Annotated in this window: 23 protein-coding genes, 1 pseudogene and 1 riboswitch; of the genes and pseudogenes, 2 read left to right on the top strand and 22 right to left on the bottom strand. The window is 67.7% G+C overall.

The window, feature by feature from the left end; genetic code table 11:
* On the bottom strand, nucleotides 1–1,440 hold the full coding sequence (gene ahcY, locus PA01_05930) for an adenosylhomocysteinase (GenBank protein ID KON81206.1): 1,440 nt from the start codon (nucleotides 1,438–1,440) through the stop codon (nucleotides 1–3).
* A 75-nt stretch (nucleotides 1,441–1,515) separates the two neighbouring features.
* Nucleotides 1,516–1,584, bottom strand: a riboswitch (S-adenosyl-L-homocysteine riboswitch).
* 317 nt (nucleotides 1,585–1,901) lie between these two features.
* Between ahcY and PA01_05925 the strand changes: the two genes are divergently transcribed.
* The gene (locus tag PA01_05925; protein KON81205.1) at nucleotides 1,902–2,108 is read left to right on the top strand and encodes a cold-shock protein; all 207 of its coding nucleotides are present in this window, start codon (nucleotides 1,902–1,904) and stop codon (nucleotides 2,106–2,108) included.
* A 152-nt stretch (nucleotides 2,109–2,260) separates the two neighbouring features.
* Nucleotides 2,261–2,521 (top strand): translation initiation factor IF-1, encoded by a 261-nt coding sequence (gene infA / locus PA01_05920; GenBank protein ID KON82341.1) that lies wholly within the window; start codon nucleotides 2,261–2,263, stop codon nucleotides 2,519–2,521.
* A gap of 75 nt (nucleotides 2,522–2,596) precedes the next feature.
* Here the strand turns inward: infA and PA01_05915 are convergent, their stop codons facing one another.
* The 21 genes and pseudogenes from PA01_05915 to PA01_05820 form a co-directional block, all read right to left on the bottom strand.
* Complete coding sequence (locus PA01_05915; protein ID KON81204.1) at nucleotides 2,597–3,982, bottom strand: 4Fe-4S binding protein; 1,386 nt, start codon at nucleotides 3,980–3,982, stop codon at nucleotides 2,597–2,599.
* Nucleotides 3,979–4,797, bottom strand: a complete 819-nt coding sequence (locus tag PA01_05910) for an FTR1 family protein (GenBank protein ID KON81203.1) — start codon at nucleotides 4,795–4,797, stop codon at nucleotides 3,979–3,981. Before PA01_05910 ends, PA01_05915 begins: the two co-directional genes overlap by 4 nt.
* 19 nt (nucleotides 4,798–4,816) lie before the next feature.
* Nucleotides 4,817–5,155: a cupredoxin domain-containing protein gene (locus tag PA01_05905; GenBank protein KON82340.2), complete on the bottom strand. Its 339-nt coding sequence runs from the start codon at nucleotides 5,153–5,155 to the stop codon at nucleotides 4,817–4,819.
* 78 nt (nucleotides 5,156–5,233) lie between these two features.
* On the bottom strand, nucleotides 5,234–6,718 hold the full coding sequence (locus tag PA01_05900; GenBank protein ID KON81202.1) for a carbohydrate porin: 1,485 nt from the start codon (nucleotides 6,716–6,718) through the stop codon (nucleotides 5,234–5,236).
* A 1-nt stretch (nucleotide 6,719) separates the two neighbouring features.
* Nucleotides 6,720–7,268, bottom strand: coding sequence for an iron transporter (locus PA01_05895; GenBank protein KON81201.1), 549 nt, complete (start codon nucleotides 7,266–7,268; stop codon nucleotides 6,720–6,722).
* Between the two features lie 314 nt (nucleotides 7,269–7,582).
* Nucleotides 7,583–9,064 carry an efflux transporter outer membrane subunit gene (locus PA01_05890; protein ID KON82339.2) on the bottom strand — a complete coding sequence of 494 codons (1,482 nt, stop codon included), beginning with the start codon at nucleotides 9,062–9,064 and terminating at the stop codon, nucleotides 7,583–7,585.
* Nucleotides 9,065–9,072: 8 nt separating this feature from the next.
* Nucleotides 9,073–11,058 (bottom strand): MacB family efflux pump subunit, encoded by a 1,986-nt coding sequence (locus tag PA01_05885; GenBank protein ID KON81200.1) that lies wholly within the window; start codon nucleotides 11,056–11,058, stop codon nucleotides 9,073–9,075.
* Nucleotides 11,055–12,305 carry an efflux RND transporter periplasmic adaptor subunit gene (locus PA01_05880; GenBank protein KON81199.1) on the bottom strand — a complete coding sequence of 417 codons (1,251 nt, stop codon included), beginning with the start codon at nucleotides 12,303–12,305 and terminating at the stop codon, nucleotides 11,055–11,057. Before PA01_05880 ends, PA01_05885 begins: the two co-directional genes overlap by 4 nt.
* Nucleotides 12,306–12,464: 159 nt before the next feature.
* Nucleotides 12,465–12,563, bottom strand: a pseudogene (locus PA01_18620) (polymer-forming cytoskeletal protein).
* A 42-nt stretch (nucleotides 12,564–12,605) separates the two neighbouring features.
* On the bottom strand, nucleotides 12,606–13,022 hold the full coding sequence (locus PA01_05875) for a biopolymer transporter ExbD (GenBank protein ID KON81198.1): 417 nt from the start codon (nucleotides 13,020–13,022) through the stop codon (nucleotides 12,606–12,608).
* Nucleotides 13,022–13,795, bottom strand: coding sequence for a MotA/TolQ/ExbB proton channel family protein (locus PA01_05870; protein KON81197.1), 774 nt, complete (start codon nucleotides 13,793–13,795; stop codon nucleotides 13,022–13,024). Before PA01_05870 ends, PA01_05875 begins: the two co-directional genes overlap by 1 nt.
* Before the next feature lie 2 nt (nucleotides 13,796–13,797).
* Complete coding sequence (locus tag PA01_05865; GenBank protein ID KON81196.2) at nucleotides 13,798–14,658, bottom strand: energy transducer TonB; 861 nt, start codon at nucleotides 14,656–14,658, stop codon at nucleotides 13,798–13,800.
* Nucleotides 14,659–14,998: 340 nt separating this feature from the next.
* Nucleotides 14,999–15,475, bottom strand: a complete 477-nt coding sequence (bfr, locus tag PA01_05860; protein KON81195.1) for a bacterioferritin — start codon at nucleotides 15,473–15,475, stop codon at nucleotides 14,999–15,001.
* On the bottom strand, nucleotides 15,472–15,702 hold the full coding sequence (locus PA01_05855; protein ID KON81194.1) for a bacterioferritin-associated ferredoxin: 231 nt from the start codon (nucleotides 15,700–15,702) through the stop codon (nucleotides 15,472–15,474). The genes bfr and PA01_05855 overlap by 4 nt, the downstream gene beginning before the upstream one ends.
* A gap of 44 nt (nucleotides 15,703–15,746) precedes the next feature.
* Nucleotides 15,747–15,953 carry a hemin uptake protein HemP gene (locus PA01_05850; protein ID KON81193.1) on the bottom strand — a complete coding sequence of 69 codons (207 nt, stop codon included), beginning with the start codon at nucleotides 15,951–15,953 and terminating at the stop codon, nucleotides 15,747–15,749.
* A 104-nt stretch (nucleotides 15,954–16,057) separates the two neighbouring features.
* Nucleotides 16,058–16,483, bottom strand: coding sequence for a hypothetical protein (locus PA01_05845; protein KON82338.2), 426 nt, complete (start codon nucleotides 16,481–16,483; stop codon nucleotides 16,058–16,060).
* Between the two features lie 10 nt (nucleotides 16,484–16,493).
* Nucleotides 16,494–17,720 (bottom strand): hypothetical protein, encoded by a 1,227-nt coding sequence (locus tag PA01_05840; protein KON82337.2) that lies wholly within the window; start codon nucleotides 17,718–17,720, stop codon nucleotides 16,494–16,496.
* Nucleotides 17,717–20,164, bottom strand: coding sequence for an EAL domain-containing protein (locus PA01_05835; GenBank protein KON81192.1), 2,448 nt, complete (start codon nucleotides 20,162–20,164; stop codon nucleotides 17,717–17,719). The genes PA01_05840 and PA01_05835 overlap by 4 nt, the downstream gene beginning before the upstream one ends.
* Nucleotides 20,165–20,176: 12 nt before the next feature.
* The gene (locus PA01_05830; GenBank protein KON81191.2) at nucleotides 20,177–21,556 is read right to left on the bottom strand and encodes a malonyl-CoA decarboxylase; all 1,380 of its coding nucleotides are present in this window, start codon (nucleotides 21,554–21,556) and stop codon (nucleotides 20,177–20,179) included.
* A 377-nt stretch (nucleotides 21,557–21,933) separates the two neighbouring features.
* Complete coding sequence (gene lgt / locus PA01_05825; GenBank protein ID KON81190.1) at nucleotides 21,934–22,728, bottom strand: prolipoprotein diacylglyceryl transferase; 795 nt, start codon at nucleotides 22,726–22,728, stop codon at nucleotides 21,934–21,936.
* Between the two features lie 43 nt (nucleotides 22,729–22,771).
* Entirely contained in the window at nucleotides 22,772–23,458 is a 687-nt protein-coding gene (locus PA01_05820) for a YceH family protein (GenBank protein ID KON81189.1), read from the bottom strand.
* Nucleotides 23,459–23,505 lie beyond the last annotated feature (47 nt).

Here is a 23,505-nt window from a genome sequence, read left to right as displayed (position 1 = left end):
TCAGTAGCGGTAGTGGGCCGACTTGTACGGCCCTTCGACCGGCACGCCGATATAGGCCGCCTGGTCCGGGCGCAGCGCGGTGAGCTGCGCGTTGAGCTTCTTCAGCTGCAGCCGTGCGACTTTCTCGTCGAGGTGCTTCGGCAGCGTATAGACGCCGACCGGATAGTCCGCAGTGCGCGTGAACAGCTCGATCTGCGCGATCGTCTGGTTCGCGAACGACGACGACATCACGTAGCTCGGGTGGCCGGTCGCGCAGCCCAGATTCACGAGGCGGCCTTTCGCGAGCAGGATGATGCGTTTGCCGGGTTTGCCATCCACAGCGGGGAAGATCACGTGATCGACCTGCGGCTTGATCTCTTCCCACTCGTAGCCTTCGATGCTCGCGACGTCGATCTCGTTGTCGAAGTGGCCGATGTTGCAGACGATCGCCTGGTCCTTCATCTTCGCCATGTGATCGTGCGTGATCACGTGGTAGTTGCCGGTGCAGGTGACGAAGATGTCGGCATGTTCGGCGGCGTAGTCCATCGTCACGACGCGGTAGCCTTCCATCGCCGCCTGCAGCGCGCAGATCGGGTCGATCTCGGTGACCCACACTTGCGCGGACAGCGCGCGCAGCGCCTGCGCCGAGCCTTTGCCGACGTCGCCGTAGCCGCACACGACCGCGACCTTGCCGGCGACCATGACGTCGGTCGCGCGCTTGATGCCGTCGACGAGCGACTCGCGGCAGCCGTACAGGTTGTCGAATTTCGACTTCGTCACCGAATCGTTGACATTGATCGCCGGGAACTTCAGTTCGCCGCGCTCGAACATCTGGTACAGGCGATGCACGCCGGTCGTCGTCTCCTCGGTGACGCCGCGGATCGCGGCAAGCCGCTTCGAGTACCACGTCGGATCGAGCGCGAGCTTGGCGCGGATCGCCGCGAACAGGACGCGCTCCTCCTCCGAGCCGGGGTTCGCGAGCACCGCGATGTCCTTTTCGGCGCGCGCGCCCAGGTGCAGCAGCAGCGTCGCGTCGCCGCCGTCGTCGAGGATCATGTTGCTGAAGACCGGCGCGCCGTTCGCGGCCGGCCATTCGAAGATGCGGTGCGTGTAGTCCCAGTAGTCTGCGAGCGACTCGCCCTTGACCGCGAACACCGGCACGCCGGACGCCGCGATCGCGGCCGCGGCGTGGTCCTGCGTCGAGAAGATGTTGCACGACGCCCAGCGCACGTCGGCGCCGAGCGCGGTCAGCGTCTCGATCAGCACCGCAGTCTGGATCGTCATGTGCAGCGAGCCGGTGATGCGCGCGCCCTTGAGCGGCTGCGCGGCGGCGAACTCCTCGCGGATCGCCATCAAGCCGGGCATCTCGGTCTCGGCGATGCGGATTTCCTTGCGGCCCCAGCCGGCGAGCGCGAGGTCGGCGACGACGTAATCGGTGAAGTTTTCAGCCACAGAGTTCATGTGAATTCCTTGAACGTGTGGCCGGGAAGGGGTGCTGCGGTGGGCTCACCTTCGTCACCCCGTGCCCGGCACGGGTTAAGGTGAGCGCAGTTGCGGAAAATGAGCCGAGCCTGGGACGAAAGTCTCGCAGCGCTCCTCGGCAGACGGAGATTATAACTGTCCGCGACGCCGTGTGGCGCACCGCTCGGATTTGCCGCCGCCGCCGTTCGGCCGGGTCCGGAGCGGCGGGAACCGGAGATGCTGCAGGCATTCATGCAAAGCCGCGCAGATGTAAGAATGTGCGTTCCGTTTGCAAAACCCGGCGATCCAGTCCACAGTGCACCGCAGCGATCTTCAAGTAGCACCGTTGTTGTCAGGTTCAGTATCTGCTTTTCTGCGGTATCTCTCCCTCATCACCCTGCCGTCTTGAGCTTCGCCCTCACCCTAGGGCACGTCCCTTCATTTTTCAGGATATTCAAGACATGGCAACAGGTACCGTGAAGTGGTTCAACGACTCCAAAGGCTTCGGTTTCATCACTCCGGAAAGCGGTGGCGACGATCTTTTCGCGCACTTCTCCGCGATCCAGGGACAGGGTTTCAAGACCCTGGCTGAAGGCCAGCGTGTCAGCTTCGACGTCACCTCCGGCCCGAAAGGCCAGCAGGCGTCGAACATCCGTCCGGCTGACTGAGCGTTCCCGGACGCGGCATGGCAGCAACGCCATGCCTTCGGCCCCAGCCGGGGCCGGGACTGCGGCATTCCTTCAAGAACGCCTCCCCGAGGGAAAAATTACGGCGCATGCCGGACTTTTTCCCTTTCTGCTTTGCTTCTGGAGACATCGTCATCGCCAAGGAAGAACTGATCGAAATGAGCGGGATGGTAGTTGAAGTCCTGCCCGACTCCCGTTTCCGCGTCACCCTGGACAACGGCCACAACCTCGTTGCCTACTCCGCGGGCAAGATGCGCAAGCACCACATCCGCATCCTGTGCGGCGACAAGGTTTCACTCGAACTCTCCCCCTACGATCTGAGCAAGGGGCGCATCACGTTCCGTCATATCGAAGGCCGCGGACCTCTCGGTCCGCAGCAGCGGCGCAGACGCTGATCGCGTCCGGCATTCAGGAACCCTTCGCCTGAATGCGTCGGTGCGACGGACTGCCGTCTTCCTCCGCACCGCGTTTCACCATACAAAGAACATCGTCACCCACGGCGCGACCGCGCCTGCGGCTGCGGCACAAAAAGCGAGCAGCGCAGCGGCTCGGCGCCCCGCGGACGCTGTCGCGCGGCCGATGTGCAGCGCGCCGAGCACGAAGCTCGCGATGGCTGCAGCGGCGAGCAGCAGTGCGCGCACGAGCGGCAGGCCCCCGAGCATGACTCCTTCGGCCGACAGCAGCGTCACGGTCAGCGCCGACAGGCCGAGGAACACGCCGACGCCGCCGAGCGGAATCAGCGCGTACGCAAGCCGACGGTGCGCTGCCGCTTCGCCGAGGAGCCGCGCGGCGCCACGCAGCCACAGCGTGATCCAGCCGCCGATGACGAGCGCCGTCGTGCCGATATAGCCGAGAATCATCAGGCCGTCGAGCCAGGTGAAGACGTCGTTCGCTTCGGGGTAATGCGTCAGCACCCACCACGGAATGTCGCTGTCGAGCAGCGCGAAGGCGTCGCGCTCGACGAGCCATTCGGCGACGGCGAGCTTGGCCTGCACGAACCACGGCGACGCCGACCACTGGAACGCACCGATCGCAGTGCCGATGACGCCGAACACCAGCAGGCGTGCTTCCCAGATGTCGGCTTCATCGCTGCGCAGTTTCGCGACTTCGGCGCCGGGCACGCGGGCGACCAGCTGCACCGCGTCGCGATGACCGCTGCAGCGCCCGCACATATGGCACGCGGCCGCGCTTTCCATGCGGCGGATGTCAACCAGCGGCGCGCAATTGACCGGAGTTACCGGCTTTTCCGGATGCGCTTGCCACGCTTCGCGGTCGGTGCGGAAATGCACCGGCGCGAGGCGCGCGAGCAGGCCGAACACGCCGCCGACCGGGCACAGGTGGCGGCACCACACGCGCTTGCCGCGGCCGTATACGAGGCCGACCGCAGCTGCCGCGACCGTGGAGCCGCCGAGCACGAGCAGCACGGCTTTGGGGTATTCATACACGCTGACGAGCTGCCCATACACCGTCGTCGCGAGGAACGCGACGAACGGCCAGCCGCCCCACTTGATCCAGCGCGGCACGGGCCGGCCGAGGCCGACGCGCGACACCTGCTCGGCGACGAAGCCTTCCGGGCACAGCACGCCGCACCACACGCGCCCCATCAGCATCATCGACACCAGCACGAACGGCCACCAGATGCCCCAGAACACGAACTGCGCGAACAGCGTGAGGTTGTCCCACAGGTGGGCGCCGGACGGGGGCAGCGGCAGGAACGCCGGTGTGACGACGAGGAAAACGTAGGCGACGAGCACTGCCCATTGGGTCCCGACGATCGCGCTGCGGTGACGACGCATCAGGTCGCCGAGGCGCGCGAGCCGCGGCGGGCGTACCGCGGGCAGACCGCAGCTCGTCATCGCCGGGCTCTCCGCGGCGCGCGCCCGAGCCACGCGAACAGCGTCCAGTAGCCGAACCACGCGATCAGCACCGTCAGCGACGGCTGCGCGCGGTAGCCGGCGAACGCCGCGGCGATGCCGCCGGCCGCGCTGCCGTCGGCAAGCAGCGCCGAGCTGTCCCACACCGGCTCGAGCAGCGGCGGCAACCATTCCAGGTTGATCAGCCGCTCGACCCCCGACACGAGCAGCGCAGCCGCGAGCAGGCACAGCACGATCTCGGTCGCGCCGAAAAACACCTTGCTTGGAAGCCAGTGCGAGCCGCGCTGGATCAGCCACGCCGTTGCGAGTGCCAGCACGAAGCCGAGCGCGGCGCCGGCGAGCATGCGATTGAGCGCGTCGCCGGACTGCTCGAGGCCGAGGCCGTACAGGAACAGCACGGTCTCGGCGCCTTCGCGGCCGACTGCGATCGCCGCGAGCAGCGCGACCGATACCCCGCCCGCAGCGTCGGCCGCTTTCGACAGTCCCGCTTCGAGCTCGCGCTTCATGTGCCGTCCGTGCGCACGCATCCACAGCACCATGTGCGTGATCAGGCCGGCGGCGACGATGACGATCGCGGCCTGGAAGGCCTCCAGCGCGTCGCCGGCGAGCTGGCTCTGCAGCCCGAGCATCGCCAGCGCGAGCACGCCGGCGAGCAGCAGCCCGCCGGCCACGCCTGCCCACAGGTGATGCACGCCGATGCGGCCGTCGCCGCGGGCGCGAATCCACGTGTAGAGGATGCTGATCACCAGGATCGCTTCGACGCTCTCGCGCCACACGATGAAGAGTGAATTACCCATGATGTTTCCTGAGCGTCGGTTACTGGGCGACGAACCGGCCTTTTGCCGTGTCGGGGTGGAACTCGCCGAAGAACGGGTAGGTGCCGGGCTTCAGCGGCGGAAAAATCGTGCTGCGCGTCACGCCCGGCCCGACGACCAGCTCCTTGAACGGGCTCGTCGTCTCGAACTCCTCGGGGCCGGCGTTGCGGTTCGTCAGCTGCAGACGAAAGCGGGTGTTGGCCGGCACCGTTATCGTGTCGGGGGTGAAGCGGCCGTTTTCGGCGACGACCTGGAACGTCGGCAGGTCGGCCTGCACGGCGCTCGACGCCGTCAGGGCCACGATGCCCAGTACACGGGCGAGCAGGCGCGGAAAAATCACGATCGGGAATTCCTGTACTGAAAATGACGAAAACCCCGCGCGGCGGGCAGCCGGGCGGGGCAGGAGGGGCGCGCAGGCCTAGAACGCATACATCCCGCGCAGCCCCACGACGGTGATCGCGTCGGCGTCGGGGTCGGCGGCGGCGCGACGCACGTATTGCAGATCCGGGGTCAGCGACAGCTGGTCGTTTAGGTGCCAGCGGTAATACAGCTCGGCAACCTGCTCGGCGCCGCGCGCAGCGAAGCCGAAATCGTCGAGCAGCGGTGCGGCGTCGCGGAATTCGTCGCTCGCGCGCAGCCAGCCCCATGCGAGACCGACGCTGTCGGCGCCGCGTCCCCACGCGTTGCCGGCGATCTCGGTGCCGATCGTCACGGCGCGGTCGAACGCCACCTTGCTGCTGCTCGACTGGCCGTAGCGCGCGAACAGGGTCACGTCCTCATGCACGCGCTGGTCGACGCTCGCGCCCCAGCCGCTGGTGCTGCGGGTCGTCGCATCGAAGCCTTCGTACTGGCCGTTGCGCCACGCATACAGGCGGTAAGTGGCGTCGAAACCGTGGGTCTTGCGCCCGTACTCGAGCTGGCCGATGACGAACGGCTTGTCGAAGCTGCGGCCGAAGCGCGCGCCTTCGCCGGCGCCGAACGCGGCGATCGACGCCTGCCACCAGTCCGGCGCGCCGCTTTCGTTGCGGTACGCGAGGCGCAGGCCGGGAGTGAAACCGTAGCTGTCAGCGCCGATCCCCCCGCCCGAGTCGAGCATCGGGTTATGCACGAAGACGTTGTTGAGGAACTTTTCGGCCTCGTTGTCGGCGATCGCGTTCTGGTCGAAGAACACGAACGGGTCCATTTTGCCGACCGTGAGCTGCAGGCTGTGTCGCGACCTCGCGCTGTCGCCGAGCGGGGTGGTCAGCTGGTACCAGGCCTGCGCGACGATCGCGTAGGTTTCCTCCGAACCGCCGCCGGTCTGGAACGCGAGGCTGTTGAAAGCGGCGGTGAACGCCGGTTTCAACCCGGTGAAGCTGTCGCCCTGGCCCATTCGCAATTGCGTGTAGAACTCGCCCTGGCCGCGCCCGATGTTCCCGGTCGGCAGCGTGATGCCGAGGTCGCCGCGCCATGACAGTTGCGATTCATGCTTGCCGTCTTCGCGCGCATCGCCGTCGATCCGCTGCGCGACCGTGGCGACGCTGCCTTCGACCGCGATGCCATCGAGGGTTTCGGCCAGGCGCGACGGCGCGCCCATCGCATTGGTGCGCTCCTCGATCGCCTTGAGACGGATCGCGAGTTCGGGTTCGCGCTCGCTGATGCGGTCGCTTTCGAGGCTCGTGGCGAGATCCTGGTTCGCCTGCTCCAGCGCGTCGACGCGTTGCGCGAGTGCCGGAGCGGGGGGCGCGGCGGCCGCGAGCCGCGCTTCGAGTTCGCTGTTGCGCTGTTCGAGTTTCTCGATGCGTTCGGCGAGCCGCGCGAGTTCGGCCAGCACCTTGTCCTGGGTCGGCGCGGCAAGGCCTGCGCCGGTTGTCCCGAGCGCCGCGAGTGCGACGGCGGTCCGGGCGAATCGCGGCAGCGACATGTCAGTAGCCGCCTTTCTTGCCGACGCCGGCGTACGTGAACTCGTTTTCGACCTCGAACTCCTTGAACCACGGGCGCACGCCGGTCGCACGGTCGGTGTGGCGGCCGAAGTGGCTGCCGTGGTGGGCGGCACCGGGGGGCAGGATCGTGTATTTGACCTTGTACTTGCCCGGTCCGGCGAGCTTGATGTTGTCGCCGTAATGCGGGCCGTCGCTCGCGACCATCGGCATGAATTCGCCCGACTGCTTCCAGTCGCTGCCGATCTTCGCGATCTCGAACTTGACCGTCAGGTACGGGATCCAGCTGCCTTCCTCGAAGCCGTTCGGGTTGTTCCCGAGCGCGCGGATGTCGGCCTCGATGTGGATGTCGGACTCCGATGCCTTCTTCATCATGCCTTCCGGTTCCATCTCGATCGGCTGCAGATAGACCGCTGCGATCTCCATGCCGTTGCGGTGCTGCGGCGCGCCGATCGGGTATTCCAGGGCGTGGGCGGCGAACGACAGGCTCGCCAGCGCGGCGACGGCGAGGGTGCGAAGCGGGAAGCGATGCATCGGGAATCCTTTGAAAAATTGCAGTGAGCCGGGTATGGCAGGCGTGAGTCGGTACGTGAGAGAATGATAAGAAGAATGAGAAGAATTCGCAATAGTCAATTCGAGATGCGCTATTGCGAAATGAATATCCCGTCCGCGAGGGACGACGGGTGGCAGGACTCAGGACGGCCGGCAGGAACGGCGCCGCGGGGGTCCGGCCGCGGCCGTACCGGTCAGGCTCGGCATGGCCCGTCGCGAGCCATGATTGTCGGCAGGGCAGGCGCGCCGCCGGGTTTGGCGGTGAAGAGGCGGGCGCAGCCGCTCAGTCCCCGGCGTCAGCGCCGGGATACCTGCCGGATGTTTTCGGCGTCGCCGGGAGCTGCCGGGCCCCAATGCTCCCACCCGCCGCCGAGCGCCTTGAAGAGGTCGAGCGCGGCGGCGAGCCGCGCGAAGCGCAGCTGCGCGAGCCGGTCCTGCGCCTGGAACAGCGTGCGCTGCGCGTCGAGCACCGCGAGGAGGTCGTCGGCGCCTTCGCGGTAGCGCAGCTCGGCGAGCCGCAGCGCGCGCGCCGCTTCATCGCGGATCCGCTGCTGCGTGTCTTCCTCGCGGCGGTTGCGGTCGGCGTTGCCGAGGGCGTCTTCGACCTCCTTGAGCGCGGTGAAGATCGCGGCGCGGTAATTCTCGACGAATTCGCGGCGGCGCGAGCGCGCCGCCTCGACGTCGCCGCGCAGGCGCCCGCCGTCGAACAGCGTTTGCGCGAGGCTCGCGCTGAGCGCGACGCTGTTCGACGGATTTGCGAGCGACAGCAGCGCGGTGCTCGCGAGGCCGGCCGAGCCCGAAAGCTGCACTGCCGGCAACAGCGCGGCACGCGCGGCGGCGACGTCGGCGTCCGCCCCGGCGAGCTGCGCTTCGGCGCTGGCGAGGTCCGGGCGGCGCACCAGCAGGTCGGCCGGCAGGCCGGGGGCGACTTCGGGAATCGCGAGTGCGACGAGCGTCTCGCCGTCGACGCCGAAGTCCTGCGGGACGCGGCCGAGCAGCACGGCGAGCGCGGTGAGCGTCTGGCGCGCCTGGTTTTCGAGCGGCAGCAGCGCGGCGCGTTGCGCGAGCACGGTACCGCGCTGGCGGCTGACATCGAGCGCGGACGCAGCGCCGTTGCGATAACGGGCCTCGACGATGTCGAAAACGCGCTCGGCGATCGCGAGGTTGTCGCCGGCGATGTCGAGGCGGGCGCGGGTCGTGAGCAGCTGGAAATACGTATTCGCGACGCCGGCAACGAGCGTCAGCCGCACCGCGTCGAAGTCGTGGCGGGTCGCCGCAAGGCTCGCCTCGGCGCCCGCGACGCCTGCGGCCAGCCGGCCCCACAGGTCGACTTCGTAGCTGACCGCGAGGCTCGCGCCCGACGATTCGCTGTCGATCGCACGTCCTCTCGCAGGCTCGGTGCGCCGCCAGTCGGTGTCGGCGCCGACGGTGGCGAACGGCAGCAGCGACGCGCCGGCAGTGCGCAACCGGATCTCGGCCTGGCGCACGCGTTCGGCCGCGATGCGGAAATCCGGGCTGCCGGCGAGCGCTTCGCCGATCAGGCTTTCGAGCTGGCGCGACGAAAAACTGCGCCACCAGCCGGCTCCGGGTTGCTGCGCGATTGCGGGCACCGGTTCGGACCAGCCTGACGGCATTGTCAGCGCGGGCCGCGTCGCCGGCTCGGTGATCGCACAGCCGGCGACGAGCAGTGCAACGGCAGCAGGGAGCAAAGTGCGCAGCCGGCGCAGGCCGGGTCGGGGTGAGCCGCGGTGCGGCGCGGGAAAGGCGGACGAAGACATCGGGAAAGTCATTCCGAAGCGAGCGCGACGACCGGATCGAGGCGGGCTGCCTTGCGTGCCGGCAGGTAGCCGAAGACGAGGCCGGTCGCGAACGCGCAGCCGAACGCGAGCAGCACCGGCGGAGCCGAGTAGACGATCGGCGTGTCGAAAGCTTCGATGATCGCTGCGGCGCCGAGGCCGACGACGACGCCGATGACGCCGCCGAGCGCCGACACGACGAGCGCCTCGATGAGGAACTGCTGCAGGATGTTCTTCATCCGCGCGCCGGTCGCCATGCGGATGCCGATCTCGCGAGTGCGCTCGGTCACCGACACCAGCATGATGTTCATGACGCCGATGCCGCCGACGAGCAGCGAGATCGCGGCGACGGTGCCGAGCAGCACCGTCAGCGTGTTCTGTGTTTCGGACACGCTCTCGATGACCGACGCCATGTTGCGGATCTGGAAGTCCTCGATGCCGCCGTGGCGCGCCTGCAGCAGCTCGTGCACGGCCGCCTGCGTGTCGTCGATCGCGGCGACGTCCTCGACCGCGACCGTCGCGCTGCGCAGGTGGCGCTGACCGAACAGCCGCAGGCTGCCGGTCGAGTACGGCACGAAGATCACGTCGTCCTGGTCGGTGCCCCACGGCGTCGCGCCTTGCGGACCCATGACGCCGAGCACCTGGAACATGATGCTGTTGATGAGCACGAACTCGCCGACCGGGTCGGCGTCGCCGAACAGCGCCTTCGCGACCGTCTGGCCGAGCACGGCGACCGTCGCGTAGCTGCGTTCGTCGGCGGCGCTGAAGAACGTGCCGCGGGCGATCGGCCACGCGCGCGCGAGCGTGAAGTCGGCGCCGGTCGCGTTCGCCGAAGTGCGGTGGTCGGCGTGGCCGGAGCGGATCGTCACCGTCGAACTTTGTTCGGGCACCGCGGCGAGGACGTTCGGCAAGGCGGCGATCGCGCGCACGTCGTCGAGCACGAGCGTCGCCGTGTCGCGGCCGCGCTGGTTCGGCGCGCCGGGGCGCACCGTCAGCAGGTTCGTCCCCATCGAGCTGATGCGGTCGACGACGTCCTGCTTCGCCCCGTCGCCGATCGCGAGCATCGCGATGACTGCGGCAACGCCGATGACGATGCCGAGCAGCGTCAGCGCGGCCCGAAAAATGTTCGCGCGCAGCGCCCGCAACGCCGTGCGCGCGGCTTCGACGATGTCGGACAGCGGCGAGCTGCGGTCGACGTGCGGCGCGAAGTCAGGCTCGACGCCGGGCCGCGGACGCGGGCCGGGGTCGGCGATGATGTGGCCGTCGCGGATCTCGATGATGCGCTGCGCCTGCTCGGCGACTTCGCGCTCGTGCGTGATCAGGATGATCGTGTGGCCGTCGGCGGACAGCGTGTTGAGCAGCTGCATGACTTCGGCGCCGCTCTTGCTGTCGAGCGCGCCGGTCGGCTCGTCGGCGAGGATCACGCGCCCGCCGTTCATCAGCGCGCGCGCGATCGACACGCGCTGCTGCTGGCCGCCGGAGAGCTGGTTCGGCCGGTGCTCGAGGCGCTCGCCCAGGCCGAGCGACGCGAGCAGTCCGGTGGCGCGCGCGTGGCGTTCGGCCGGTGGCATGCCGGAATAGACTGCCGGCACTTCGACGTTTTCGCGCGCGCTCGCGCCGCCGATCAGGTGGTAGCTCTGGAACACGAAGCCGAACGTCTCGCGCCGCAGCCGCGCAAGGTCGTCGCGGTCGAACGCGGCGACGTCGCGGCCCATGAAGCGGTAGCTGCCGCTCGTCGGGCGGTCGAGGCAGCCGAGGATGTTCATCAGCGTCGACTTTCCCGAGCCCGAGCTGCCGACGATGGCGACGAATTCGCCCGGCAGGATCGTCAGATCGATGCCATGCAGCACCTCGACGGCGAGCTCGCCGTTGCGGAACGTTTTCGTCACGCCGGACAGTTCGATCAGCGGCACGCCCGTGGATGAGCCGACTTTCCGGTCAGCGCGCAGCGCGCCGATGAACGGCTCCGTTTTCATAGCCGCGGCGTGCGACGCGCAGCGGCGGGCGGGTCGGGGCGCAGCGCGGCGCCGGAGACGACGCGGTCGCCTTCGTCGAGGCCCGCCAGCACCTGGGCCTGGACGCGATTGCTGACGCCGACTTCGACGCGCCGCTCCTGCAGCGTGCCCTCGGGCGTCGCGACCCGGACGGTGCGATGACGCGGTCCGGCGGTGCCACTGGTCGGCGGGCGCGGGCGCGCCGGGCGGGCGTCGCCGCCCGCAGCCGTGCGCGTCGCGCGCGGCGTTGCTGCGGAGAAGGCCGACATCGGCACCAGCAGCGCATCGCGCGCGGCGGCGACGACGAAGAACACTTGCGCCGTCATCTGCGCCATCAGCGCCTGCTCGGGATTCGACACGTCGAACAATGCGTTGTAGAGCACGACGTTGTTCTGCACGACCGGCGTCGGCTCGATCTTGCGCAGCGTCCCGTGCCAGCGGCGCCCTTCGCCGCCGAGCGTCGTGAAGTAGGCGTCCATGCCGAGCGTGAGACGGCTCACGTCGGCCTCCGAGACCTGCGTCTGCACCGTCATCGTCGACAGGTCGGCGACGCGCAGGATCACCGGCGCCTGCTGGCTCGCGATCAGCGTCTGGCCCTGGCGCGCGGTGATCGACACGACGGTGCCGGTGATCGGCGCATAAATGCGCGCGTAGTTGAGGTTCGCCTCGTCGGCCCGCAGGTTCGATTCGCTCTGGTCGATCTGCGCCTCGAGCGCTTCGACCTGCGCCTGCGCGCCGAGCTGCGTCGCTTCGGCCGTCTGCAGCGCGTCGGCAGTGGTCGCGTCTTCGGCCATCAGGTTGCGCTGGCGGCGCAACTGCAGGTCGGCGAGTCGCCGCTCGGATTCGCGCTGCATCAGCTGCGCCCGCAGGTTGCGCAGCTGCGCGCGCGTCGCATCGACGCGGCTCTGCAGCACGATCGGGTCGATCTCGGCGAGCAGCTCGCCGGCTTTCACTTCCGAACCGACTTCGACGTGAATTTTCTTCAACTGCCCGGACACCTGCGCACCGACATCGACATAGTCGCGCGGCTGCAGCATGCCGGTCGCGGTGACGACGTCCTCGATGTCGCCGCGCGTCACGGTCGCGAACTGGTAGCCGGACGCTTCGTCGGGTTTCGCGAGATATTTCGACCACGCGAAATAGCCGCCTGCGCCGAGCAGTGCGAGACCGAGCAAGGCGATCGCGGTGCGACGCCAGCGTCGCTTCGGGGAAGGTGCGGAGGGATTCATGTCGGTGACCGGACTGGAGTTGCCTGCGCGCAGTGTGCCGCGTATTCGATAAGGATTGCAGCCCGAAGAATACGGGAAGGCATGTCGCTGCTTTGTATCGTATTGCAGGCAGGGGTTCCCGCGCCCCGCGCGGAGCGGGTGATCACGGCTTGCCGCTCGCCGCGAGACAGGCGCGGCAGGCCGCGCGGACGGCGGCCGGGAGGGACGGGCAGGCGGCGGGACGGGCAGGCGGCGGGACGGGCAGGCGGGAGAGACGGGCAGGCGGGAGCGTGGATGTGGACGCCCCCGCGCGCGGGCCGGTCAGTTCTCCGGAACGGTGACGAAGCCCATTTTCTGAATGCCGGCGAGACGCGCCGCGGACATCACTTCGGCGACTTTCTGGTAGCGCGTGTCGCGGTCCGCGCGCAGGTGCAGCTCCGGCTGCACCGGCTTCGCCGCAGCTTCGGCGAAGCGGGCCTGCAGTTCGGCGTCGCTGATCAGGCGGTCGTTCCAGTACAGCGTGCCGGCCTCGTCGATCGCCAGCGTCACCGTTTCGGGCTTCTCGTTCGCCGCTGCGCTGGCCGCGGTCGGCAGATCGATCTTGACTGCATGGGTCAGCAGCGGGGCGGTGATCATGAACACGATCAGCAGCACCAGCATGACGTCGATCAGCGGCACCATGTTGATCTCGCTCATCGGCGCGCCGCGGCCTTCCTGGCTGAATCCGCCGAAAGCCATCACGCCGCTCCCGGCGTCGGCACGTGCAGCTTGACCGGCGCCGCGCTGCGCGCATTCGCGCCCGCGGCGACGTCGCCGATCGGCGCGCTCGCGAGCCGTGTGCCGGTCGTGAACCACGCGTGCAGGTCGTGCGCGAACGCGTCGAGTTCGGAGAGTTCGAGGCGGTTCGCGCGGGTGAACGCGTTGAACGCGAGCACTGCCGGGATCGCGACGAACAGGCCGAACGCAGTCATGATCAACGCTTCGCCGACCGGGCCGGCGACTTTGTCGAGCGTCGCCATCCCCGACGTGCTGATGCCGATCAGCGCGTGGTAGATGCCCCACACGGTGCCGAACAGGCCGACGAAAGGCGCAGTCGAGCCGATCGACGCGAGCACCGTGAGGCCCGACTCGAGCTGCGCCGTCGACAGCGCTATCGACTTGCGCATCGCACGGGTGACGAACTCGTCGGCGTCGAGCTTGCCGCCGAGCGTGTCGTCGTGCGTGTGCCGGCGCAGATGTTCAGTCGCCGCCGCGCCTTGGCGGGCGAGCGCTTCGAACGGCGAATCGGGTGCCGCGCCGGACAGCCGCGCGAGGCCTTCGTCGAGATGCGGGGCGTTCCAGAACGCTTCGACGGCGTGGTCGAAGCGGCGGGCGCGGAGCTGGCGCACGCTGCGCACCAGGATCAGGTACCAGCTTGCGACCGACATGACGACGAGCGCGAAAGCGACGAGCTTGATGATGAGATCGGATTGGCCCCACAGGTGCGCGAGGCCGAAAGTGTCGCTAGGCATGTTCACATTCCTTCGAGTTTGAAAATGATCGGCACGACGACCCACGCGTCGATATTGCGTCCGTCCTGCTTCGCCGGTACGAAGCGCCAGCCGGACACGGCGTTGCGCGCGGCGGTGTCCAGACGCGCCGAGCCCGAGCTGGCGGAAAGCTCGATCTTGCCCGGCAGGCCTTCGCCTGTCACGAAGACGCGCAACAGGACTTTGCCTTCCTCGCGCATCCGGCGCGACAGCGGCGGGTACGCGGGGACCGGGTTGTTCAGGTAGGCGGCGTCGAAGCGTGCCGCGACGGTTTCGGTCGGCCGGGATTCGGCCGCGCGGGCAGGGGCCGGCGGCGTGGCGGGCGCGGCGACGGGCGGTGCGGGCGTTTCGGCGACGGGTTCGGCGGGCGCAGGCGGCGGCTCTTCGCGGCTGACCGCAGTAGGCGCCTGCGTGACCGGGACCGGCGGCGCGACTTTCGCAGGTGTGGGGCGGACGCGCCGCGGCACGGGTTTCGGGGGTGGCGGCTTGCTGACTTCCGGTTTCGGCGGCGGCGTGGGCGCCGGCGGCACGGGCGCCGGCGGTTCGGGCGTCGGCACCGCGACGGGAGGCTCGATCAGCGCGACGGTGATCGGAGGCTGCGGCGCTTCGGCCGGCGCCGGTTGAAATCGCGCGAACCCGATCGCCGCGGCGGCGTGCGCGAGCGCGACGAGCACGAGCATCAGGCGACGCTCGCGCCGGTTGCGTGCTCCGACGGGCAGGCGCGACTGGCGGGCGACGCTCGGGCGGGACGGTCCCGGACGGGGCGCAGCGGACGCGGCGCGCCGCGGCGTGGCACCCTGGCGGTCGAGAAACGAATCTGAAGAAAGGCTATGCGGAAGGTTCATCGGGTCTGGTTCGCGCCGCCTGCGGAAGTATCGGCTGGCGCCTGCAGGCAGCTCAGAGGTCATCCGAGAAGACGGTCGATTGCCACAGCGGCGACCACGAGGTAGAGCGCGATGCGATGCGCGGCAAAAGCTGCGGGCAGCGGAGTCATGCCGCGGAGCGGAGAAATCGGTCGGTTCATGTTCGCCTGTTCGTATCGGGGTCCGGTGCCTGGCGGGTTCTGCGCGAGAACGGGCGGGAGTGGCTGGGAAGTCGGTGTGAAGGGGCTGTGACGTGAATGGGAAGGGGCAACCGGGTGCAGCAAGGGGCGCGGCAACGCGCGCCCGACCCCGGCGGCGATGCCTAGCTGGAACTTTCCATCTGCGACTGCAGGTAATTCTGCAGGCCGACCTTGCCGATGAGTTCCAGCTGCGTTTCGAGGTAATCGATATGCTCTTCGGTATTTTCGAGGAGCTCCTCGAACAGTTCGCGCGAAACATAGTCCTGACAGGTTTCACAGTACGCGATCATCTCGATGAGGTCGGTCCGCGCCGCCACTTCGAGCTTCAGGTCTCCTTCCAGGCACTCGGGGACGTTTTCGCCGACCAGGAGCTTGTTCAGGTTCTGCAGGTTCGGCAGTCCTTCGAGAAACAGCACGCGGCCGATGAGCTTGTCGGCGTGCTTCATTTCCTCGATCGATTCTTCGTACTCGTGATGGCCGAGCCGTTCGAGCCCCCAGTTCTTGTACATGCGCGCATGCAGAAAATACTGGTTGACGGCAGTCAGCTCGCTGGTTAGCTGCTTGTTGAGGAACTGGATGACTTTGACGTCGCCTTTCATAGGGCCTCCACGGCAAACGAGAACGAGGACGCGACGCCGGCGGGAGCCGGAGCCGCGGTCTGCTCTGCCAGCGCGGAACGCAGACAATCACGGGCGCACGTCGCGCAGCGGCCGCACTCGCTCGCCACGCCGAGTCGCGCGCGCAGCTCGCGCAAGGTCGATGCCCCTTCGCTGACTGCCTGTTCGATGTGGCGATCCGTTACCGCGTTGCAGACGCAGACGTACATAGTCTAGCCTCGTTGTGCCGTTTGTTCGCCCGCTTGGCGCGGGATCACTTTGTCAGGATAAGTTTCCCGGCGCGGGTCGCGCGCAGGACGTAATGCATTCCGTCGTGGTCGATCGTCACGCTCGGGCGCCCGAGCAGCAGCTCGGTGCTCGGGATCGGCTGTGCGTGCTGTTCCGTCGCGCTTGCCTGCGATGCCCCCTCGACCGGAGGGCGGTGCGTGGCTCGCGACGGAAGGGGGAGATCGTTTGGCATGTTTCATATAACGAATAGGAACGATTCGCATTACAACATCGCCTGCCGGATCGGTCAAGCGTATTGCGCTCGCGATTCGAGTCGAGGGCAGAAAAACGTCGCGCTCAGGGAAGCTCGAGCAGCACTTTCATGCGCGAGTCCGCGTCGGCCGCGGGGAGGTAGCCGATGACATTCGGGTTGGCGGTGAGGAGCGCGCCGAGTTCGCGGACGTTTCCGACTTGCTGAGGCGGCAGCGCGCGGCCGGTGAAAACCATGCGCGACCAGTAGGCGCGGATCTGGCTCGGATTCTTGCCGGTGAGTTGCTCGTAGAAGCGGTCGCGCACGCTGCCTGCCGGCAGGTCGGCAAGCGCGACCGGTGTCCCGTCGGGCAGGCTGCGGGTGCGCCCCAGGTACAACTGCTCGGCCTGCTGTCGTGACAATTCGTCGATTGCGCCGCGCGTGCCGGTGACGATGAAGATCTGCGCGACCGCGAGCGGGGCGAACAGCGTCAGCGCCGCCGTGACGAGGATTCCGGAGGGGAGCCGTTTCACGTGTGTCGCCTCAGAAAGTCACATCGAGCGACAGGCTGAACGTGTTCGCGGTGTTTCCCCCGATCGGAGTGGTCTGCACGTTGCCGCGCGGGAAGTAGGACCCCCACGCGTTGCGGTCCAGGCGGGCGTGAGTGAATTCCGCCTTGAGCGCGGCGGCGGGGGATAGGTCCCAGCGTCCTCCAGTGGTAATGCTGCCTTGGGCGTTGTTACGCGACGTCAGATAGGCTTTCCAGTCAGCTTCGAGCGCCGCGAAGGACGAGGGAATCGCCGCACGCGCGATCGGCGCGTCGAGGATCTGGCGGGCGAACGAGACGTAAGGCGTGAAAGCACCGAAGCGCCTGCCGACGCTGACGTACCACGCGCTCGAACTCGTCACGTAGCGGTCGGCGCGTCGGCGTACGTATTCCCCGCTGACCTGCCAGCGACCGTCGTCCCATTGCAGCCCGGCCGAATCGAAGCTCGCCTTGCCGTCGCCGCCCGCGAGCTCCCTCGTCACGCTGCCGAGGCCTGCCGCATTGAGGTCCGCGGCAAGCGCGATATGCTGGGGGTCGCGATAGTCGATCTCGAGCTGCGCGCGAGTGCGGCCGAAGTGCAGGGAAAAGCTGCCCTGCGTCAGCACCAGATTGATGCCCCGGCTCGCCTCGAGGCGAGCTTTGCCCTGCGGAAACGGGATCGTGCTGCGGCCGTAATAAGGGTGGATTTCGGCGTCGAGCTTGCCGATCCGGGCGTGGTAGATGAGATCGATGCCGTCGAGGTCGTTGAACGGGTTGAGCCCGTACACTTCGACAGGCGGGCGCACCCAGGGATTCGCGTAGTTCACGTAGAGCGAATCCGACAGCATGAAGAACGGCGCCCGGAGCCGGCCCACGCGTAGCGACAGGCCGGGCGCGAGCGTCTGGCGGAAGAACGCGAGCGTGACTCGCGGGTCGTAGCTGTTCCTCCCGTTCTCCATGACGAGGGCCTGCAGCGTGACGTCGTTGTCGGCCAGAAGCCGCAGACTCGCCTGCAAACCCAGCAGCGAGTCGGGGCTGAAGTCGGGATCGCTGCTGCCGGGGTAGTTGACGCCGTAGCGCATGAACCACATGTCGTCGCGGTCGGTGGTTACGGCGCCGAGCGTTGCGAAACCCGAGAATTCGGGCTTCGCCGCGTCGGCCGCGGCGCTGTCGGTCGTGCGGAAAGCCGCGCACAGCATCAGCAGCATGAGGACGCGTGTGCAATGCAGGGAATGGAAGATCATGTGGAGGGCTCGGTTGCCGTCGACGCGCCGAACAGCAATTGTTCGGTCGCCAAAGGGTCGAGCGGGCGGGAATAGTGGTAGCCCTGCCCGTAGTCGCATCCCATCGCCCGCAGCAGCGCGTCCTGCTGGGGCGTTTCGATGCACTCGGCGACTACGCGGATGCCGAGGTCGTGAGCGAGCTCGATGCTTCGCGCGACGATCTTGCGCAGGCGCTCGTCGTGCTCGAGGCTGCGGACGAACGAACCGTCGAGCTTCATGATGTCACACGGGATGGTGTGCAGATAGCTCAGCGCTGAGTAGCCGGTACCGAAATCGTCGATCAGCACCGACATGCCGATGTCGCGCAGGCGCTGCAGCACCTGGGTCGCCGGGCCGGACGCTTCGGCGAGGACGCTTTCGGTGACTTCGACGCGCACCAGTCCGGGAGGCAAGCCATGGCGGCGCACTTCCGCGATGATCTCGCCGGCCAGATCGGGTCGGGAAAACTGCAGCGCGGAGAGATTGACGCTGACGCGCGGGACCGGTTCGCCGTTGGCCCTGCGCTGCCACTGCAGCAGGTGCTCGCAGGCGCGTCGGAGCACGAGCATGTCGAGTTCGTGGATCAGGCCGAGAGTCTCGGCGAGCGGAATGAACAGGTTCGGTGCCAGCATCCCTTCGGTGGGGTGGGGCCAGCGAACCAGCGCTTCGAAACTGCTGATGCTGCCAGTGGCGAGCGCGACGATCGGCTGGAAATACACCGCCAGCCCGCCGCCGCGCAGCGCCGTGCGCAGTTCGCCTTCGAGCCGCAGGCTTTGCAGCGCGTGGGTGTGCATCGACGCATGGAACATCGCGACGCGCCCCTCGCAGCTCCCTTCGCGCGCCTGCTGCAAGGCGTTGTCGGCGTCGCGCAACAGGGCTTCGCCGTTGTCGTGGTCGGTGCTCAGTGCGATGCCGACGCGGCATTTCGGATACAGCGTGTGCCCGGCGAGGCATGTCGGCTTCGCGAGGTTCTCGCGCAGCGCCTCGACCAGGCGCAGCGACTCGGCCGGATCGTCGATGCCGTTGAGCAGCAGCGCGAACTGGTCGCCGCCGACGCGCGCGGCGATATCGCCCTGGCGCAGCGTCGCCCGGATCGCCTCCGCCACTTTCTTCAGCAACTCGTCCCCTGCAGCGTGGCCGAAGCTGTCATTGACGAGGCGAAAGCGCTCGAGGTCGATCGCGAGCACCGCAAAGCCGAAGCGGTCGGCGCGACGCTGCTGCTGGCCGAGTGCGCTGTGCACGTGCTCGAGGAACAGCGCACGATTCGGCAATCCTGTCAGGCTGTCGTGGAGCGCATCGAACTGGAGCTGCATCTGCGCGAGCTTGTGCAGGTGGATGTCGCTGATCGATCCTGCCATGCGGAACGCGCGGCCATCGGCGCCGCGCAGCGCCACGCCGCGCTTCATGACCCAGCGATAGCTGCCATCGTGCTGGCGCATGCGGTATTCCACCTTGAACTGGGTGCTGTCTCCTTTCAGGTGCTCGACCAGCGTGTTGCGGTACGCCGCGACGTCGAGCGGGTGGATGGCGCCGAGGATGTCGGCCGGCGACTGCTGCGGCGGGTCGGCCGAAAGGCCGGCGATCTCGCAGCAGCGCGGCGAGCAATACACCGAGCCGGCGGCGATGTCCCAGTCCCACAGACCGTCGTGGGCGCCCTGGATCGCGAGTTCGTACCGCTGCTCGCTGGCTTTGAGCCGCGCCGCCGTGTCCTGCAGTTCGCCGATCCGCTCCTGCAGGTTCGCGGCCATGACGTTGAAATGCTGGGAGAGGCGCGCGAGCTCGTCGTGGCCGTCTTCCGGCAGGCGGTGGTCGAGCCGCCCCTCGGCGATCGCCTGGCTGCCTGCCAGCAATCGGCTCAGCTTGCGGGTGAGCAGGAAACCGATGCCCGACAGCAGCGCGAACGTCAGCAGGATTTCGATCAGCGCGATCATCCCGCCCTGCTCGGTGATCGCCTGGCGCGCTGCCGCGAGCACCGACACCGATACGCCGAACTGCAGGAAGCCGATTTCGTTGCGTTCGAGCAGCAGCGGCCGGCGCACGTGGATCAGCTCGTCGGGGCGGTTGCCGTCAGCGACCTCGGAGTTGTCGGGCGGCAGGGCGGCCATCCGGGGCATTCCCGCGCTGACGAGGAAGTGCCCGTCCGCAGTGCCGATGCGCACATACACAAGGCCTTCATCGGCTTCGCCGAGCAACTCGCCGAGCACGTCCTGCAGCACGCCGAACTGGCGCTGGTCGCCGTACGCGGCCGCCATCGCGTGGAGCATCGTCGCGTTCTGGTCGATGAGGGTGTCGAGGCTCGCGGAGGTCGCGTCGTTCATCAGCCGCACGCTGTTGGCGAGCAGCAGCGTCAGCAGCAGGACCTGGACAACGGTGCTCGCCAGCAGCAGGCGGACGCGGATCGAAGTGCTGCGGAAAGGAAACTTCACGAGCTCTCGCTGTCAGCGCCGCGCAAGCCGCTTGACACCCGCTGCCGCGTCGATTTCCCCGCTGGCAGTGAAAGTCTCGACGTTCGTCACGATGCGTTCCGGATCATAGAGATAATTGACCATGATCCCCCACGACTGGTCGAGTCCCTTGTCCGAGGTGTCCGCGAGCCAGTTCAGCCGCTCGATGCGGGCGCCGTTGCCCAAGTGGAAGCGGGCGACCGGATCGATTGCCTTGCTGTCACGCCGCCCACCGAGCAGGTATGCGGCAGCGACCCGCAGCAGCGGGTCGCGCAGCGCGCGCGCCAACGGCCGGTCGGCGACCCATTCATGACGTCCGGCCAGTACCGGCTTGAGCCGCTCCGACTCGGGACCTTCGATGCCGGCCGCGGCGAGGCGCTTCCAGTCGGCTTCGGTGAACGCGGCAGCAACTTCGTTCGGGTGCTTCGACGCCCAGCGCACCAGTCCCGGGATCGGCGAGAGCGTCGCGAAGGTGTCGAGTTTCGGGAAGTCGCGCTTTAGATCGTCGAGGACGCGCTTGAGCAGGAAATTGCCGAACGACACGCCGCGCAGCCCGTCCTGGGTGGCGCTGATCGAATAGAAGATCGCCGTGGTCGCGCGGCCCGTGTCGGCGGCGGGAGCGTTTTCGTCGAGCAGTTTCTGCACGTTGTCGGCGAGCTCCTCCATCAGCGCGACTTCGACGAAAATCAGCGGCTCCTGCGGCATGCGCGGGTGGAAGAACGCGTAGCAGCGACGGTCGGAGCCGAGCCGGTTCTTCAGGTCCCGCCACGACTGGATCTCGTGTACCGCTTCGTACTGGACGATTTTCTCGAGCAGCGCGGCAGGGGAGTTCCACGTGAGGCGCGTGAGCTCGAGAAAGCCGACGTCGAACCACGCCGTCAGGCGCGCTTCGAGTTCGCGGTCGAGCGACTTGAGTTCCTTGTGTTGCTCGAGAAAGCGAAGCAGGTCCGCGCGCAGGTCGACGAGGAACTTCACGCCCTGCGGGATCGCGTTGAACTGGGTCAGGATGCGGATTCGCGACGAGCGCATCGCGGCGCGCAGCTGCGCTTCGGCATCCCATTGCCGCTCCGTCCCGACTGCGGCCTGATACGCTTCGTGGGCTTTGGCGATTTTTTCCGGGTCCGGGCCGAACTCGAGCGCGATCATGCGCAGGAATGCGATCCGCCCCGCATCGTCGAGGCTCAGATAGGTTTCAGCGAGACGGCCTGCGCGCAGCCGCGTCGACACTTCACCGCCCAGTCCTTCGGCGCACTCCTTCAGTTGCCGGCGGATGCGCGCGAGCACTTTTTCCGACGGCTCGCCGCTTTTTCCTCCTGCTCCGGCGACCATCGCGCGTACTTTCGACAGGCCGCGAGAAACAAGTCCGGATGCCACGTCACGCCTCCTAAAGTCGCTCTTCTTGCAATGAGAGGATCATAGTATGTAAATGTGACTAAGTGTGTCAGATATGACGAGGCGCAGCCCTTCGATGCAGGGAGATGACGTTGCTCCCCCTGTTCCGGCCTGGTTGCGGATTTCGCACGCGCGATGCGCGGAGTCTGCCCGGGGTCGCGTGGAATCCCCAATGTCATCAGCGCCGGGGCTGTGGCAGGATCGGGCGAACTGTTTTCCGTGCGACGCCGAATGCTAGCGCTGCGCCGATATCAGCGCCGGCGACAGATCGTTCCCGGAAGGCCGTTGCGCGTCATGCTGCGTGCCGCACTGAAGCGGTTGGCGGGGGCAGCGGACGACATCGCGAGTGGCGAAAGCGGTCAATGCGCCGGACTTGCCCGAGGCGACGCGAGCAACCCGAGGCCGGCGACGATCATCGGCACGCACAGCCACTGGGCCGTGGACAGCCCGAGCGACAGGGTGCCGAATATTCCCGGGTCCGGCGTGCGGAAGAACTCGGCGGCGAAGCGCAGGGTGCCGTACCCGATCAGGAACATCGCGGAGACGGCTTTCAGCGGCCGCGGGCGGGCCGAATAGACCCACAGGATCGCGAACAGCAGCAGGCCTTCGCCGGCCATCTGATAGAGCTGCGACGGATGGCGGGGGAGGGCATCGACCCACGGATACACCATCGCCCAGGGCACGTTGCTCTCGACCGGCCGGCCCCACAGTTCGCCGTTGATGAAATTGCCCAGGCGCCCGGCGGCAAGTCCGGTCGGCACCAGCGGCGCGATGAAATCGGTCACTTGCCAGAACCCCTTGCCGCTGCGGCGTCCATACAGCCACATTGCGACGAGCACGCCGAGAAAGCCGCCGTGGAAACTCATCCCGCCTTTCCAGATCGCGAGGATCTCCGCGGGGTGGCTGAGGTAATACGCGGGCTGGAAAAACAGCACTTCGCCGAGCCGCCCGCCAAGCACGACGCCGAGCATGCCGTACAGCAGCAGGTCGTCGAGCTGCTGCGCGTTCCAGCCCAGCTCGGGGCGGCGCCGCGCGTGCACGCGCCCCAGCGTCATGAACAGCACGAACGCGATCAGGTACATGAGACCGTACCAGCGCACCGACAGCGGGCCGACGGAAAATGCGATGGGGTCGAACTGGGGATGGATCAGCATGGGCGGCGGGCGAAAAGAAGTCAGAGGGACGGGAATCCGCCGCTCATTCGAACTGCGAGCGGAATTTCTCGAACTCGCTGCGTAACAGGTCGAATTCGTCGCGCAGGCGTCGCACCTCCTCCTCGAGTTCCGAGGTCCGCCCGCGCCCCGCACCTCCTGCGGCGTAGCCGCTCGCCGCGGCTTCGCCCATCTGGGCGAACGCCTGCCGGCCGCCCAGCAGATGCGCGTAGCGCGTCTCCTTCGTGCCGGGCGCTTTCGGCAGCGCCGCGACCATCGGCGGGTATTTTTCGCCGAGGTGTTCGAGCACCTTGTCCACAGCGGCGATGTCGTCGAAGCGATGCATGCGTTCGCTGCGCTGACGGATCTCGCCAGCGGTCTGCGCCCCGCGCAGCATCAGCGTCGCAAGCGCAGCCTGTTCGGGCGGCGGCAGCGAATGGCGCAGGCGGACGAGGTGCTCGTACTTGCCGACCCGCGCGCCGGCCTGGTCGCGCTTCGATACGAGCTTGCGCGCGATGAGCCGGTCGAGCGCGTCCTGGACTTCGGGTTCGGTGAGATTCATCACCGGGTCGCGGCCGGTGAGCTGGTTCGAGCCGGTGACGATCGCGTTCACCGAGAGCGGGTAGTTGTCCGGCGTGACGAAGGCTTTTTCCATCAGCACGCCGAGGACACGGATCTCGACGGGGTCGAGGTCGAAGCCTTCACCGTCGTCGGCCGGAGTATGGTCGGTCATTGCATTCCCATGCAGTGCCGCGGGCGGGCCCGCGGCGGGAGGGGAAT

It is taken from the genome of Azoarcus sp. PA01 (assembly GCA_001274695.2).
Classification (GTDB): Bacteria; Pseudomonadota; Gammaproteobacteria; order Burkholderiales; family Rhodocyclaceae; genus Aromatoleum.
Note: the sequence above shows the minus strand (reverse complement) of the source record. Positions and strands in the feature narration are given on the sequence as shown.

Coding starts and splice junctions, on each gene's coding strand:
- ahcY (KON81206.1), bottom strand. CDS start 1,440: ATGAACTCTGTGGCTGAAAACTTCACCGATTACGTCGTCGCCGACCTC.
- PA01_05925 (KON81205.1), top strand. CDS start 1,902: ATGGCAACAGGTACCGTGAAGTGGTTCAACGACTCCAAAGGCTTCGGT.
- PA01_05915 (KON81204.1), bottom strand. CDS start 3,982: ATGACGAGCTGCGGTCTGCCCGCGGTACGCCCGCCGCGGCTCGCGCGC.
- PA01_05910 (KON81203.1), bottom strand. CDS start 4,797: ATGGGTAATTCACTCTTCATCGTGTGGCGCGAGAGCGTCGAAGCGATC.
- PA01_05900 (KON81202.1), bottom strand. CDS start 6,718: ATGTCGCTGCCGCGATTCGCCCGGACCGCCGTCGCACTCGCGGCGCTC.
- PA01_05895 (KON81201.1), bottom strand. CDS start 7,268: ATGCATCGCTTCCCGCTTCGCACCCTCGCCGTCGCCGCGCTGGCGAGC.
- PA01_05890 (KON82339.2), bottom strand. CDS start 9,064: ATGTCTTCGTCCGCCTTTCCCGCGCCGCACCGCGGCTCACCCCGACCC.
- PA01_05885 (KON81200.1), bottom strand. CDS start 11,058: ATGAAAACGGAGCCGTTCATCGGCGCGCTGCGCGCTGACCGGAAAGTC.
- PA01_05880 (KON81199.1), bottom strand. CDS start 12,305: ATGAATCCCTCCGCACCTTCCCCGAAGCGACGCTGGCGTCGCACCGCG.
- PA01_05875 (KON81198.1), bottom strand. CDS start 13,022: ATGGCTTTCGGCGGATTCAGCCAGGAAGGCCGCGGCGCGCCGATGAGC.
- PA01_05870 (KON81197.1), bottom strand. CDS start 13,795: ATGCCTAGCGACACTTTCGGCCTCGCGCACCTGTGGGGCCAATCCGAT.
- PA01_05865 (KON81196.2), bottom strand. CDS start 14,658: ATGAACCTTCCGCATAGCCTTTCTTCAGATTCGTTTCTCGACCGCCAG.
- bfr (KON81195.1), bottom strand. CDS start 15,475: ATGAAAGGCGACGTCAAAGTCATCCAGTTCCTCAACAAGCAGCTAACC.
- PA01_05855 (KON81194.1), bottom strand. CDS start 15,702: ATGTACGTCTGCGTCTGCAACGCGGTAACGGATCGCCACATCGAACAG.
- PA01_05850 (KON81193.1), bottom strand. CDS start 15,953: ATGCCAAACGATCTCCCCCTTCCGTCGCGAGCCACGCACCGCCCTCCG.
- PA01_05840 (KON82337.2), bottom strand. CDS start 17,720: ATGATCTTCCATTCCCTGCATTGCACACGCGTCCTCATGCTGCTGATG.
- lgt (KON81190.1), bottom strand. CDS start 22,728: ATGCTGATCCATCCCCAGTTCGACCCCATCGCATTTTCCGTCGGCCCG.
- PA01_05820 (KON81189.1), bottom strand. CDS start 23,458: ATGACCGACCATACTCCGGCCGACGACGGTGAAGGCTTCGACCTCGAC.